Below are 15,028 nucleotides of genomic sequence, written 5' to 3' on the forward strand. Positions count from 1 at the left end.
CTGCACAAAAAAACGCCCCGACTGGTTCGGGGCGTTTTTTTGTGCCTGGAAAAAGGGTTCACCTATCAACACAGAACCTGTGGGAGCGAGCTTGCTCGCTCCCACAGGGGACTTGCGTCTGGTTCAGGCAATGGTTTTCTTCATCGCGAACATGAAACTTTTGTCATTAAACTCAGCCACCTGCGACCGAATGTCGCGGATTTAGCGGGCTGCAAGACTTTTACCGATTTCGCAAATATTCGTTACCGAACACAGACGTTTACTTAGCAAGCTAACAAAATATATAACAGAGCCCTGCACACGCCTTGCTGCAGATAACAGAGATTGGAGCTAGCAGATGACTGTAAAAGTAACTGAACGCGACGATTCACATATGTCCCACGAAGGCGTAGCCGCCGGTATCCGCATCTGGGATGTACATCAACAAGACATGCTGGTCGGCATGTTCCACTCCGAGACCGATGCCCACAGCTACAAGGCCGAACTGGAAACACTGGAACAGAAACGCGAAGCGTCGAGCGTCTGAACCTGCGTTATCGCACAAAGCGCCTGCCCGGCCACGCACTGCGGCAGGCGACTTTTTAGAATCCGAATCAGCTCAGATCCACCACCGCCAGGTGCAGCGTGTCCTCGATGATCGTCGAAGGCAGCAGATGGCTGATCTTGCCCCCCTCCACGTGAGCGAATTCACAACTGCCCTTGTCCATCCCGTCATTCCTGACGGCAAACCGAACGCTCTGCGGGTAACGCTTCTGGTCGCCGAAACCCATTCCGCAGGCAATCAGAAAATCAATTTTCGAATCGATGCTTTCAAGTTCATCATTGCGCTGGCCACTGTTGAGCATGGCGTAGTCGAGGCATACATTGATACTGAACGTACACTCATCAATCCACGTATTGGAAAATGTCGGGCTATAACCTGCACTGGAATTTTGTTCGGCAACCGCAGAACCTACAGCCTTGACCTTGATCTTCAGGCCTTCTGAAAGTTTGAAAAGCCAATGCCCGGCATTATAATCGCCCTGACCGAAGTCGATACCCGAAACATAGCGCTTTGGCCACATCGCAAGTTCCGGCATCCCGTCACTGTGATGCTTGAAATTATTGACAGCCAGCAAAAAGTTGATCACATCAAAATAAGCATCCTGCCCTTCCCCCACTTTGACCAACGTAGCGCAAGTACCGGCCAGCAATACCACTTTTCCATACGGCTCCAAAGGCTGCCCACTCATCAGCATCGCCATGCTTTCAGACATCCTGTCCATGCACGCCCAGCTGAGCTCCAGCAGCTCCTCCTCGTTCCGGGCGCTGCTCCACGGCACATTCCAGAAGAACTCGGGCAATGTGAAGAACAGGCACTGGCTGTCCGGGTGCTGATCAATCGCCGCTTTGGCAGCAACTTGAAGCCGGTCACTGACAAACTGAACCCTTCTGTGAAGTTCCTGACTGACATAATCCGTCATGGACTGACCGGGCTGTCGCGGCCAGGAAAACTCGGAGTGGAAGGTGGGTTGTTGCAAAGACGCAATAGTCACTAACATGAAAAATCCCAGAGTTAATTATCGGATACACCTCCTTCTCGACGAGTAGTTGAATAGTTTATGAAACAACACACACTGCAATAAAACCCGAGACCACCTATATCTTTCAGATGTTTTATCACGCGCAAAAAGAAGAACCCGAAAGAGCGTACTCATACACTTTTTCGGGTTCAACACATTTCATATCTGAAGTAATAACGCGTGTGTAGTTACACAGCTTCAGGCACTTACCACATCAGATCATCAGGAATCTGATACGCCGCGTACGGATCATCTTCGACCGCCACTTCTTCGGTCTTCACGTTCAACTGCACAATGCGCTGAGGATCGCGCTCCTGAATTTTCAGCGCCGCTTCACGCGGGATAACTTCGTAACCGCCGGCGTGATGCACGATGGCCAGCGAGCCGCTGCTGAGCTTGTTACGCATCAGGGTGTTCACCGAAATCCGCTTGACCTTCTTGTCGTCAACGAAGTTGTAGTAGTCCTCGGTGGTCAGCTTGGGCAGGCGCGAGACTTCGATCAACTGCTTGACCTGCGCGGCGCGGGCCTTGGCCTCGACCTTTTCCTGTTGCTGCCGATTCAGCTCCTGATCGCGCTTGACCTTCTCGGCCAGCGCTTCCTGAGCCAGGCGCTGCTGGGTATCGTCCTGCTCGATCTGACCTTTATGGACCAGACGCTGCTGCTTCTGCTTCTCTTTGCCGACCTGCTTGGCCTGCTTCTGGTTGACCAGCCCTGCTTTGAGCAACTGGTCGCGAAGGGAAATGCTCATGGTGCTTACTCACTTAGGCAACTGCTCAACCGCAGCTGGGCAAATTCTTTTCCTGACGTTTGGCTTCACCCCACAGGGCGTCCAACTCTTCGAGGGTGCAATCTTCTATGGGACGCAGGGTATCGCGCAATGCCTGTTCGATAAATCGGAAGCGTCGTTCAAATTTTACGTTGGCACCGCGCAAGGCGGTTTCCGGATCAACCTTGAGATGTCGCGCCAGGTTGACCACGGAAAACAACAGATCGCCGACTTCATCGGTGATCGCTGCCGAATCATTGTCGGCCATGGCTTCGAGCACTTCATCGAGCTCTTCACGGACCTTGTCCAGCACCGGCAAGGCGTGCGGCCAGTCGAACCCGACCTGCCCGGCACGCTTTTGCAGCTTGGCCGAACGGGACAGGGCCGGCAGCGCCGTGGGCACGTCGTCGAGCAAGGACAGCTGTTGCGGGGCGGCGGATTTCTCGGCGCGCTCCTGGGCCTTGATCTCTTCCCAGCGCTGCTTGACCTGCTCTTCATCCAGACGCGGGACGTCCAGCGGCGCATACAAGTCGCCGGTGGGGAACACATGGGGATGACGACGAATCAACTTGCGGGTGATGCTGTCGATGACGCCAGCGAATTCGAAGCGCCCTTCTTCCCGGGCCAACTGACTGTAATAGACCACCTGGAACAGTAAATCCCCCAACTCGCCCTGCAGGTGATCGAAGTCACCGCGCTCGATGGCGTCGGCGACTTCATAGGCTTCTTCCAGGGTATGCGGGACGATGGTCGCGTAAGTTTGCTTGATGTCCCACGGGCAGCCGTACTGCGGGTCGCGCAGGCGGTTCATCAGGTACAACAGGTCTTCAAGTGAATACATCAATCAGTCTCTACACAAACCCTGTGGGAGCTGGCTTGCCTGCGATGGCATCAGCTCGGTGTTCCAGAGAAAACCGAGGTGTCTGCATCGCGGGCAAGCCCGGCTCCCACAGAAGTACGGCGTGGAATAAAGGCGACCGCTTCACGGCGTGCGATTACGCCGGGTTTCGATGATGTTCGGCAATTGGGAAATCCGCCCCAGCAACCGGCCCAGTGCATCCAGCCCCGGAATCTCGATGGTCAGGGACATCAACGCGGTGTTGTCCTCTTTGTTCGAGCGGGTGTTGACCGCCAGCACGTTGATCCGCTCGTTGAGCAGCACCTGCGAGACGTCACGCAACAAACCGGAACGGTCGTAGGCGCGGATGATGATGTCCACCGGGTAGGTGAGCACCGGCACCGGGCCCCAGCTGACCTGGATGATCCGCTCCGGCTCACGCCCGCCCAGTTGCAGCACCGAGGCGCAGTCCTGGCGGTGAATGCTGACGCCACGACCCTGGGTGATGTAACCGACAATGGCATCCCCCGGCAGCGGCTGGCAGCAGCCGGCCATCTGTGTCATCAGGTTGCCGACGCCCTGGATCTGGATGTCGCCGCGCTTGCCTGGCTTGTAGCCGGTGGCCTTGCGCGGGATCAGCTCCAGCTGTTCGTTGCCGCGCTCCGGCTCCACCAGTTGCTGGGCCAGATTGACCAGTTGCGCCAGACGCAAGTCGCCAGCACCCAATGCGGCGAACATGTCTTCGGCGGTTTTCATGTTGGCTTTTTCGGCCAGCTTGTCGAAATCCACCGCCGGCAGACCGAGACGCGTCAGTTCGCGCTCCAGCAAGGTTTTACCGGCTGCGACGTTCTGGTCCCGCGCCTGCAATTTGAACCAGTGAACAATCTTCGCCCGCGCTCGCGAGGTGGTGACATAACCCAGGTTCGAGTTCAGCCAGTCGCGGCTCGGGGTGCCGTGCTTGCTGGTGATGATCTCGACCTGTTCACCGGTTTGCAGGCTGTAGTTGAGCGGCACGATGCGCCCATTGATCTTCGCACCACGGCAGTTGTGGCCGATTTCGGTGTGCACGCGGTAGGCGAAGTCCAGCGGCGTCGCGCCCTTGGGCAAGTCGATGGCATGGCCGTCGGGGGTGAAGATGTACACCCGGTCCGGTTCGATATCGACCCGCAGTTGCTCGGCCAGGCCACCGATGTCGCCCAGTTCTTCGTGCCACTCCAGCACCTGACGCAGCCAGGAGATTTTCTCTTCGTACTGGTTGGAGCCGGCTTTGACGTCGGTGCCCTTGTAGCGCCAGTGCGCGCACACCCCCAGCTCGGCCTCTTCGTGCATGGCGTGGGTGCGGATCTGCACTTCCAGCACCTTGCCTTCAGGGCCGATCACCGCCGTATGCAGCGAGCGGTAGCCGTTCTCTTTCGGGTTGGCGATGTAGTCGTCGAATTCTTTCGGGATGTGCCGCCACAGGGTGTGGACGATGCCGAGCGCGGTGTAGCAATCGCGCATTTCCGGCACCAGCACGCGAACGGCGCGCACGTCGTAGATCTGGCTGAACTCCAGACCCTTGCGCTGCATTTTGCGCCAGATCGAATAGATGTGTTTGGCCCGGCCACTGATGTCGGCGTCGACGCCGGTGGCCTGCAATTCGTTCTTCAGTTGATTCATCACGTCGGCGATGAAACGCTCGCGATCCAGACGCCGCTCATGGAGCAACTTGGCGATCTGTTTGTACTGGTCGGGCTCAAGGTAACGGAAAGACAAGTCCTCCAGTTCCCACTTGATATGACCGATACCGAGGCGGTGAGCCAGTGGCGCGTAGATGTCGAACACTTCGCGCGCCACGCGGTTGCGCTTCTCGTCGTCGGCGGTTTTCACTGCACGGATAGCACAGGTACGTTCGGCCAGTTTGATCAGTGCAACGCGCACGTCATCAACCATCGCCACAAGCATTTTGCGCAGGTTTTCCACCTGGCCCTGAGTGCCCAGCACCATGGATTGGCGCGGGCTCAGACTGGCGCTGATCGCCGCCATGCGCAACACGCCGTCGATGAGTTTGCCGACCACCGGACCAAAGCGCTGGCTGACCGCCGGCAACAGGATCTGGCCTTCGCGCACACCGCGGTACAGGATCGCGGCGACCAGCGAATCCTGATCGAGTTTGAGGTCGGCGAGAATCTCGGCGATCTCAAGGCCGGTGCGAAAACTCGACGTCCCTTCGGACCAGAGATTTTTTGCCGCATTGGCTTGCTGTTCGGCCTCACGAGCGAAATCGCAGGCTTCTTTCAAGGCTTCGCGATCCAGTGCCGGATCGACACTGACCGCGTGATCGAGCCATGCCTCGAGATTGATACTGCCGTCAGTGTTGATCGGCTGGTGTTCTCTCACCTGTACCATCTTGCTTACCTTCCCTACGACGCAGATTCAATGCGTCTAATCGCTGACCTTTCAATACCCGTGAGGGCTCGCCGGGCTAATGCGAGCGCTTCACGGATGGACCAGTCGGACCAGACGAGCCATCCTGGCTCGCTTCAAATAACGCCATGGCCTCGACATGTGCCGTCTGAGGAAACATATCGAGAATCCCGGCACGTTTTAACCGGTAGCCCTGCTTGATCAATTCGACCGTATCGCGCGCCAGAGTTGCAGGGTTGCACGACACATATACCAACCGTTCGGCACCCAGGGACGCAAGCTTGCGCACGACCTCGAAAGCACCGTCACGCGGTGGGTCCAAGAGTACCGCACAAAAGCCTTCGCCGATCCATTCGGCATCGGTCAAAGGCTGGGATAAATCGGCCTGAAAAAACTTCGTGTTATGCAAATTGTTGCTGGCGGCGTTCGCCGCAGCCCGCTCCACCATGGCCTGCACGCCTTCCACTGCGACGACTTCGCGCACGGTCTTGGCCAGCGGCAAGGCAAAGTTGCCAAGCCCGCAGAACAGGTCCAGAACCCGCTCATCGGCTTGCGGCTTCAGCCAGTCCAGCGCCTGGGCAACCATGGCCTCGTTGACCCCGGCGTTGACCTGAATGAAATCTCCAGGCCGCCAGGCCAGGTCCAGATTCCATTGCTCCAGGCGATAGCCCAGGGTTTCACCGGCATTCACCGGTTGCGGCTCGCCGTCACCGTGCAGCCATAACTGCGCTTCATGGAACGCGCAGAAATCCTTGAGGAGGGTCAGGTCGGCCTCGGACAACGGCGCCATGTGCCGCAGCAATAGCGCCAGACTTGAACCGCTGAACAACTCCACATGCCCCAGCGCCTGAGGCTTGCTCAAGCGGCGGAGCATCTCCGGCAAGCGGGTCATGATCGGCTGCAAGGGCTGTACCAGCACCGGGCATTCGTTGATCGCAACGATGTCCTGGCTGCCGGCGGCACGGAAACCGACTTCGAGTTTCTTCGCCTTCATGTCCCAGCGCACGGCCACGCGAGCGCGACGGCGGTAGCCAAATTCAGGGCCACTCAATGGCGCAGCCCATTGTTCGGGCTCGACACCGGCGACCTTGGACAGTTGCTCGGCGAGCATGCGCTGCTTCAGGGCGAGTTGTTCGCTGTGAGGCAAATGCTGCACGCTGCAACCACCGCAACGACCCGCGTGTGGGCACGGCGCCGGGCGACGCAGTTCGCTGGCCTGGAACACCCGCTCGGTGCGTGCCTCGACGATTTTGCCGTGGGCGCCAAGCACCCGAGCTTCGACTTCTTCACCGGCCAAAGCGCCGAGAACGAACCAGGTACGACCTTCGAAAAACGCGATACCGCGACCGTCATTGGCCAGGCGCTCGATGCTCAAGCGCTGTTTTTTGCCGGTCGGGATTTGCGGGGCCTTGCTGCCGCCCGTGGGCTGGAAGCGCAGGCCTCTCTCTTGCTTGGCCATCAGTTGGGCGCGTCGAAAATGCCGGTCGACAGGTAACGGTCGCCACGGTCACAGATGATCGCGACGATCACCGCATTTTCAACTTCCCGGGACAAACGCAGCATTGCCGCCACGGCACCGCCGGACGACACGCCACAGAAAATTCCTTCTTCGCGGGCCAGACGACGAGTCACGTCTTCCGCTTCGCTTTGCGCCATGTCGACGATGCGATCCACGCGCTCAGCCTGATAGATCTTCGGCAGGTATTCCTGCGGCCAGCGACGAATACCCGGAATTGCCGAGCCTTCCATCGGTTGCAGACCGACGATCTGCACGCTGTCGCTCTGCTCTTTCAAGTAGCGCGAAACACCCATGATGGTGCCGGTCGTGCCCATGGAGCTGACGAAGTGGGTGATGGTGCCCTGGGTCTGGCGCCAGATTTCCGGGCCGGTGGTGGTGTAGTGCGCCTCGGGGTTATCACCGTTGGCGAACTGGTCCAGCACCTTGCCACGGCCTTCGGCTTCCATCCGCTGGGCGAGATCGCGAGCGCCTTCCATGCCCTCTTCCTGACTGACCAGAATCAGCTCGGCGCCGTAGGCCGTCATCGCGGCTTTACGTTCGGCGCTGGAGTTGTCGGGCATGATCAGGATCATCTTGTAACCCTTGATTGCCGCCGCCATGGCCAAGGCAATCCCGGTATTACCCGAGGTCGCTTCGATCAGCGTGTCGCCGGCGTGAATCTGCCCGCGCAACTCGGCGCGAGTGATCATCGACAACGCCGGCCGGTCCTTGACCGACCCCGCCGGGTTATTCCCTTCGAGCTTGAGCAAAAGGGTGTTGCTGGTGACGCCAGGCAGGCGCTGCAAACGGACCAGCGGAGTGTTGCCGACGCAATCGGCGATGGTGGGGTACTGCAAGGTCATGGCGTATTCGCAATCCAGACTGCGGGGGCGCCTATCATACCGGCAAACGTTGGCAGGCCATATCACGCAAAGTGATGGGCTTATGGTTTATGGGAATAAGGGGTTGGCCAGCGGGGTATTTGGCTGAAATCATCAGGGCGACGATCGGGACAATTGTTGCTCCAGTGGTGCGACTTTCTTTCAGCCTTTGAGATGTCGTACCAAAACCAGAGACCGAACCCGACAAAATCAGCTCAGTGGTGGTCTTAAGGACGTCTTCGCGAGCACGCTCGCTCCCACAGGGCTCAGTGGTTGTCAGGCCCTTTGCGGCTGAGTCAGGTCCACTGTGGGAGCGGGCTTGCCCGCGAAGGCGTCATCACTGACGCCCTCAAAATCGGCCACCAAGCGCATAGTCAATCGCAACCCCGCCCCGGCATTTTCCGCCCAGATCGACCCGCCCTGGCGCTGCACGGCATTCCTGGCAATGCTCAACCCCAGTCCGAACCCGCCATTGCCCGGTCGTGAACCGTCGAGGCGAATGAACGGTGAAAAGATTCGTTCAAGATCCGTCTCGGCCACGCCGCCGCCTTCGTCCTCCAGCCATAGCAGCCAGAACTCGCCATCACGTCGTCCGCCCAGACGCACGATGCCGTCCTTTGGTGAATGGCGGATGGCGTTGCGCAAACCATTTTCCAGTGCCTGGGCCAAGGTGTTGAGGTGGCCGCGTACCCAGCAGGACGCGTCCACTGCGCAATACAGCTGATGTGCCGGCCAGTCACTTTCATAACAGGCGTTTTCGGCGAGCATGTCCCACAACGCCTGGATCTGGATCGGTTCATCAGGCAACGGTGTGCGTTCAGTATCGAGCCAGGCCAGTTGCAGGGTGTCTTCGACCAGACGCTGCATGCCGTCGACCTCACGTGCGATCCGCTCGCGCAATTGCGCCAGCCCCTGCTCGCTTTCGCTGGCAACCCGCAGGCGACTCAGCGGCGTGCGCAGTTCGTGGGACAAGTCGCGCAACAATTGTTGCTGCAAGGCCACGGTGTTTTGCAGTCGCTCGGCCATGTGATCGAACGCCCGTCCCAGCTCACCGAGTTCATCGTTGCGATTGGTGGTTCGGCTCGACAGGCGCACATTCAATGGGTCGGCACGCCAGGCATTGGCTTGTTCGCGCAGGTTGTTCAGGGGCACTACAAGCAACCGATACAGGCCGACGCACAGCAACAGGGTGAACAACCCCGGAATCACGCCGTTGGTGATCACCCGCCAGAGCAGCCGGTATTGTCCCGGCACAAAGCGCTGCGGCAACTCGACCACCAGGCTGCCGGCCGACGGATTGCCGGGGAACGGCACCCTCAGCCACGGCAGGTTTTTCGAGCGACGACTGACCGGCCACTCCAGGCCGCGCAAAAACGTCAGGTGCTGGATTTGCTGATCGCTCAGCGGGTCGCTGCTCAAGGACTGCAAATCACCGCCGATGACCGCGAACCGGGTCGACTCACGGCGATTGATACTCCTTAACCAGCTATCGACGCCGGCACTCTGGTCCTCACTCCAGGCGCGCTCGGCTTCGGCGGCGTAACGCGCCAACGTGCCTCGCGCTTCGTCGGACAGGAACAGGTTTTTTTCCTCCATATACCGTCCCCAGGACCAACTCAGCCAGATCATCAGCAGACAGAACGCCACCAACAAGCAGGCAAGTTTCCAGAACAGCGAGTGGCGGCCCGGCAGATCAGGCCACTTCATCGGAGGCACTCAACACATAGCCCTTGCCCCACACCGTGCGTACTTCGCGTTCGGTATAACCGATGGCCCTGAGCTTGCGGCGGATCTGACTGACGTGCATGTCCAGACTGCGATCATGGGGCGCGAACCCGCGCTGTAACACATGCTGATAAAGGAAGGCCTTGCTCAGCACTTCTTCGACATTGGCATTGAGCGTATCCAGCAACCGGTATTCGCTGCGGGTCAGGCCGGCCTCTTGATCGCGGTACAGCACGTCACAGATATCCGTGTCGAAAACCAGACCGTGCACCGGCGCGGACATCGGCGCCGACAACGGACGGCGGTCCAGAGCAACGCGGCGCAAGATGGCTTCGATGCGCACGCGCAGCTCGGCCATGCTGAACGGCTTGGGCAGATAATCGTCGGCGCCCAGGCGAAAACCGCTGATACGGTCCTCTTCAGCGCCCAGCGCCGACATCAGCAGCACAGGCGTCGAATGGCTTTGACGCAGTTGGGTCAACACATTCAGGCCATTGAGCCCAGGCAGCAGAATATCCATCAACACCACATCGAACGGTTGCCGGCGAGCAATGGCCAGGCCTTCCTGGCCGTTCTGGCACCAGGTGACCTGAAAGCCACAACGCCCCAGATGCTCGTGGACATAGGCACCGAGTACGAGATCGTCCTCAATGGACAGGATGTGGGGACCGGCAGTGATGCTTGTCATAATCATCTGCAAATAATTCTCAATTGCTGATTATTCAAGATTGATTCGCCAGGGGCAACCCAAGGTTTGCCTCGTAGACGAAAGCAACGGACCTGCCGACGAATAACGACATCAATTTACGAAGATTGCCCGCAAGCAAATCGATACACTGCGCAGGTGCCGCGGGCCGGATGCTCGCGGGGGTCATTAAACAGCTGGATGCGGGAGAGTTGCGTGCTCAAGAAACTGGGAATTAAAGGCCGCGTGCTGTTGCTGACCTTGCTTCCGACCAGCCTGATGGCATTGGTGCTGGGCGGCTACTTCACCTGGATGCAGCAAACCGACCTGCAAAACCAGCTTATGCAGCGTGGCGAAATGATCGCCGAACAACTTGCACCGCTCGTCGCCCCGGCCATGGGCCACAAGGACAGCGAGTTGATGGAGCGCATCGCCACCCAGGCGCTGGAACAATCTGATGTGCGCGCGGTGACGTTCCTGGCACCCGATCGAACCCCGCTGGCGCATGCCGGCCCGACCATGCTCAATCAGGCGCCGGTCGGCAATGGCACACAGATGCTGCGCCGCAGCGGCAATGACGCCACCCGTTACCTGCTGCCGGTATTCGGCAAGCACCGTAATCTGGCAGGTGAACTGATCCCCGACGAAACCGACCGCCTGTTGGGCTGGGTCGAACTTGAGCTGTCCCACAACGGCATGCTGTTGCGCGGTTACCGCAGCCTGTTCGCCAGCCTGTTGTTGATTGGCGCCGGCCTGGCCGGTGCCGCGTTACTGGCCTTGCGCATGGGCCGCACCATCAACGGCCCGTTGGGCCAGATCAAGCAGGCGGTCGCGCAACTCAAGGACGGTCACCTCGAAACCCGTCTGCCACCGCTGGGCAGCCAGGAACTCGACGAACTGGCGTCCGGTATCAACCGCATGGCCGGCACCCTGCAAAACGCTCAGGAAGAATTGCAACACAGTATTGATCAGGCCACCGAAGACGTGCGCCAGAACCTGGAAACCATCGAGATCCAGAACATCGAGCTGGACCTGGCGCGCAAGGAAGCCCTGGAAGCGAGCCGTATCAAGTCCGAATTCCTGGCCAACATGAGCCACGAAATCCGCACGCCGCTCAACGGTATTCTCGGCTTCACGCATCTGTTGCAAAAAAGCGAACTGACCCCGCGCCAGCTCGACTATCTGGGCACCATTGAGAAATCCGCCGACAGCCTGCTGGGGATCATCAACGAGATCCTCGACTTCTCGAAAATCGAGGCCGGCAAGCTTGTGCTCGACAACATCCCCTTCAACCTGCGCGACCTGTTGCAAGACACCCTGACCATCCTCGCCCCGGCCGCTCACGCCAAACAGCTTGAGCTGGTGAGCCTGGTGTATCGCGATACGCCACTGTCGCTGGTGGGCGATCCATTGCGGCTCAAGCAGATCCTCACCAACCTGGTCAGCAACGCGATCAAGTTCACCCGTGAAGGCACCATCGTCGCCCGGGCCATGCTGGAAGAGGAACACGAAGACAGCGTGCAACTGCGCATCAGCATTCAGGACACCGGTATCGGTCTGTCGAACCAGGACGTGCGCGCCCTGTTCCAGGCGTTCAGTCAGGCTGACAATTCGCTGTCGCGACAACCCGGCGGCACCGGGTTGGGGTTGGTGATCTCCAAGCGTCTGATCGAGCAGATGGGTGGCGAGATCGGTGTCGACAGCACACCGGGCGAAGGCTCGGAATTCTGGATCAGCCTGAGCCTGCCCAAAACCCGTGACGACGCCGAGGACCTGCCCGGCCCGCCATTGCTCGGGCGCCGTGTGGCGGTGCTGGAAAATCACGAACTGGCTCGTCAGGCCTTGCAACATCAACTCGAAGACTGCGGCCTGGAAGTCACGCCGTTCAATACCCTGGAAAGTCTGACCAATGGTGTCACCGGCGCCCATCAGACCGATCAGGCAATCGATCTCGCGGTACTCGGCATCACCAGCAACGACATGCCGCCGGAGCGCCTCAACCAGCACATCTGGGACCTCGAACACTTGGGTTGTAAAGTGCTGGTGTTGTGCCCGACCACCGAACAGACGCTGTTCCATCTGTCGGTGCCCAACCCCCACAGTCAGCTGCAATCCAAACCGGCCTGCACCCGCAAACTGCGCCGGGCCTTGTCGGATCTGGTCAACCCGCGTCAGTTGCGTATCGAGCCCGGCGAACCGATTTCCAGCCGTGCGCCGAAAGTGCTGTGCGTGGACGACAACCCGGCCAACCTGTTGCTGGTGCAAACCTTGCTCGAAGACATGGGTGCCAAGGTGCTTGCCGTGGAAAGTGGTTATGCCGCCGTCAAGGCAGTGCAGAACGAAACATTCGACCTGGTGCTGATGGATGTGCAGATGCCGGGCATGGACGGACGTCAGAGCACCGAAGCGATTCGTCAGTGGGAAAGTGAGCGCCATTGCACACCGCTGCCCATCGTCGCCCTCACCGCTCACGCGATGGCCAATGAAAAACGCGCCTTGTTGCAAAGCGGCATGGATGATTATCTGACCAAACCCATCAGTGAGCGGCAACTGGCTCAGGTGGTGCTGAAGTGGACGGGGCTGGCGTTGCGCAATCAAGGCCCGGATCGGGTCAACGACAACTACGGCGTGGGCAGTGACTTGCTGGTGCTCGACCACGAAGAGGGCTTGCGCCTGGCCGCGGGCAAGGCCGATCTGGCCGCCGACATGCTGGCGATGCTGCTCGCATCCCTCGAAGCGGATCGCGAGGCGATCAGTGTCGCCCGTGAAAGCAATGACCAGAATGCCTTGATCGAACGGGTCCACCGCCTGCACGGCGCCACCCGATATTGCGGCGTACCGCAACTGCGCGCCGCCTGCCAGCGTACCGAAACACTGCTCAAGCAACAGGACCCGAAATCCGTGGCGTCACTTGATGAACTGGAGCACGCGATCAATCGTCTGGCCGCGCAGGCGCGTATCAGTGCCTGATTCAGAGAGTGACCGCCGAGGGCATCAGACTAGAACGCAATACCTGTGGGAGCGAGCTTGCTCGCGATAGCGGACTGCCAGTTCACTCATATATTGACTGATACGCCGCCATCGCGAGCAAGCTCGCTCCCACAAGGATTGCGGTGTGATATTTCCAGGAGGACACCCATGCGCACGATTCTGTTCAGCAGCCAGCCCTACGACCGCGACAGCTTCCTTGCCGCCAACCTGCCGGCCGGCATCGAGTTGCAGTTTCAAGCGGCACGCCTGAGCCTCGATACCGTGGCCCTGGCCGAACAGCACGAAGTGGTCTGCGCTTTTATCAACGACGACCTCAGCGCCCCGGTCCTCGAACAACTGGCAGTTGGTGGCACGCGCCTGATCGCCCTGCGTTCGGCTGGTTACAACCATGTTGATCTGGCGGCGGCCAAGCGCCTGGGGCTGGCCATCGTGCGGGTTCCGGCCTACTCGCCCCATGCAGTTGCCGAACATGCCGTGGCGCTGATTCTGGCGCTCAACCGGCGCCTGCATCGCGCCTACAACCGCACCCGCGAAGGGGATTTCAGCCTGCACGGCCTGACCGGTTTCGATCTGGCGGGCAAGACCGTCGGCATCGTCGGCACAGGGCAGATCGGCGCCACCTTCGCGAAAATCATGAACGGTTTCGGTTGTGAGCTGTTGGCCCATGATCCGTTCCCCAATCCACAGGTCGAAGCGCTCGGCGCCCGCTACCTGAGCTTGCCGCAACTACTGGCCGAGTCGCAAATCATCAGCCTGCATTGCCCGCTCAACGAGCAGAGCAAGCACCTGATCAACGCCCGCTCACTGGCGCACATGCAACCGGGGGCGATGCTGATCAATACCGGGCGCGGCGGTCTGGTCGACACACCTGCGCTGATCGACGCCTTGAAGGACGGCCAACTGGGGTATCTGGGACTGGACGTTTATGAAGAAGAGGCGCAGCTGTTTTTCGAGGACCGCTCGGACCTGCCGCTGCAAGACGATGTGCTGGCGCGATTGCTGACATTTCCCAACGTCATCATCACCGCCCACCAGGCGTTCCTGACCCGAGAAGCGCTGGACGCCATCGCCGCGACGACACTGCAAAACATCTGGGCCTGGGCCAGCGGGGCACCTCGCAATCAGGTCGTGGGCTGACCGTATCAGACTTTGGAGAGCAGGATCATCAGGCCCAGCCAACCGAAACCGATCAGACGCTGTTGCAGGGAATGACCTGGCCGTAGCAGGAACCAGACAAAAAACGGCGGCAGCAGAAACACCATGATTTTCAGCCAGCTTTCTACTGGACGCGGCCATGTCGGTGTCACCGGTTCGACCCGGCGTCGGCGGCTGACAGGGACCGGCGCTTCAGGCACAGGTACGACCTTGGGCGCAGGCTCGAACATCCCGGTTGCCACCTCAGGCACTTTTTCATCCCTGGGCAGACGGCCAAAGGTGATCGGCGCCGCCTTGGCGGACGGCTTCAATGGCGCGCCGCAATGAATGCACACAGGTGCCTCGGAGCTGATGCTCTTCTTGCATTCATAACAGTCGATCAACGCCATTTCCATTCCTTAGAGAACCAAAAGCGGCAGTGTGCCATGACTGGCGTGTCGTTTGAACCTGATCGAAGGTCACAACCATGCGCCATGCTGCGCTGATGCCCGTGCTAGCATACCGCGCATATTTGGAGGAC

General features: G+C 59.5%; 12 protein-coding genes. 3 read left to right on the forward strand and 9 right to left on the reverse strand.

The genetic code is table 11. The annotated features are described in order from the left end of the window. Window positions 1-337 precede the first annotated feature (337 nt). Window positions 338-526, forward strand: a complete 189-nt coding sequence (locus tag POF45_RS08195; RefSeq protein WP_259495705.1) for a hypothetical protein — start codon at window positions 338-340, stop codon at window positions 524-526. 67 nt (window positions 527-593) lie between these two features. Here the strand turns inward: POF45_RS08195 and POF45_RS08200 are convergent, their stop codons facing one another. From POF45_RS08200 to POF45_RS08235, 8 genes are all read right to left on the reverse strand, one after another. Beyond that, entirely contained in the window at window positions 594-1,541 is a 948-nt protein-coding gene (locus POF45_RS08200; protein WP_282315502.1) for a hypothetical protein, read from the reverse strand. A 227-nt stretch (window positions 1,542-1,768) separates the two neighbouring features. Beyond that, on the reverse strand, window positions 1,769-2,311 hold the full coding sequence (locus POF45_RS08205) for a DUF2058 domain-containing protein (protein ID WP_259495707.1): 543 nt from the start codon (window positions 2,309-2,311) through the stop codon (window positions 1,769-1,771). Window positions 2,312-2,336: 25 nt separating this feature from the next. Then, window positions 2,337-3,170: a nucleoside triphosphate pyrophosphohydrolase gene (gene mazG / locus POF45_RS08210; protein WP_282315503.1), complete on the reverse strand. Its 834-nt coding sequence runs from the start codon at window positions 3,168-3,170 to the stop codon at window positions 2,337-2,339. A gap of 141 nt (window positions 3,171-3,311) precedes the next feature. Continuing rightward, entirely contained in the window at window positions 3,312-5,555 is a 2,244-nt protein-coding gene (relA, locus tag POF45_RS08215; RefSeq protein WP_259495709.1) for a GTP diphosphokinase, read from the reverse strand. 76 nt (window positions 5,556-5,631) lie between these two features. Next, on the reverse strand, window positions 5,632-7,032 hold the full coding sequence (rlmD, locus tag POF45_RS08220; protein WP_259495710.1) for a 23S rRNA (uracil(1939)-C(5))-methyltransferase RlmD: 1,401 nt from the start codon (window positions 7,030-7,032) through the stop codon (window positions 5,632-5,634). Next, complete coding sequence (cysM, locus tag POF45_RS08225; protein ID WP_259495711.1) at window positions 7,032-7,934, reverse strand: cysteine synthase CysM; 903 nt, start codon at window positions 7,932-7,934, stop codon at window positions 7,032-7,034. The genes rlmD and cysM overlap by 1 nt, the downstream gene beginning before the upstream one ends. A 294-nt stretch (window positions 7,935-8,228) precedes the next feature. Beyond that, on the reverse strand, window positions 8,229-9,659 hold the full coding sequence (locus tag POF45_RS08230; protein ID WP_259495712.1) for a sensor histidine kinase: 1,431 nt from the start codon (window positions 9,657-9,659) through the stop codon (window positions 8,229-8,231). Next, a complete protein-coding gene (locus POF45_RS08235; protein WP_282316020.1) occupies window positions 9,646-10,365 on the reverse strand; it encodes a response regulator transcription factor in 720 nt (239 codons plus the stop codon). Before POF45_RS08235 ends, POF45_RS08230 begins: the two co-directional genes overlap by 14 nt. Before the next feature lie 213 nt (window positions 10,366-10,578). Here POF45_RS08235 and POF45_RS08240 point away from each other — a divergent pair, with 213 nt between their 5' ends. Both POF45_RS08240 and POF45_RS08245 read left to right on the forward strand, forming a co-directional pair. Further along, a complete protein-coding gene (locus tag POF45_RS08240) occupies window positions 10,579-13,332 on the forward strand; it encodes a response regulator (RefSeq protein ID WP_259495713.1) in 2,754 nt (917 codons plus the stop codon). A gap of 168 nt (window positions 13,333-13,500) precedes the next feature. Further along, a complete protein-coding gene (locus tag POF45_RS08245; protein ID WP_282315504.1) occupies window positions 13,501-14,490 on the forward strand; it encodes a 2-hydroxyacid dehydrogenase in 990 nt (329 codons plus the stop codon). Between the two features lie 5 nt (window positions 14,491-14,495). Here POF45_RS08245 and POF45_RS08250 read toward each other — a convergent pair whose 3' ends face one another. Continuing rightward, entirely contained in the window at window positions 14,496-14,897 is a 402-nt protein-coding gene (locus tag POF45_RS08250) for a hypothetical protein (protein ID WP_259495715.1), read from the reverse strand. Window positions 14,898-15,028: the final 131 nt, after the last annotated feature.

The organism is Pseudomonas fungipugnans (assembly GCF_029955235.1).
Lineage (GTDB): Bacteria > Pseudomonadota > Gammaproteobacteria > Pseudomonadales > Pseudomonadaceae > Aquipseudomonas > Aquipseudomonas fungipugnans.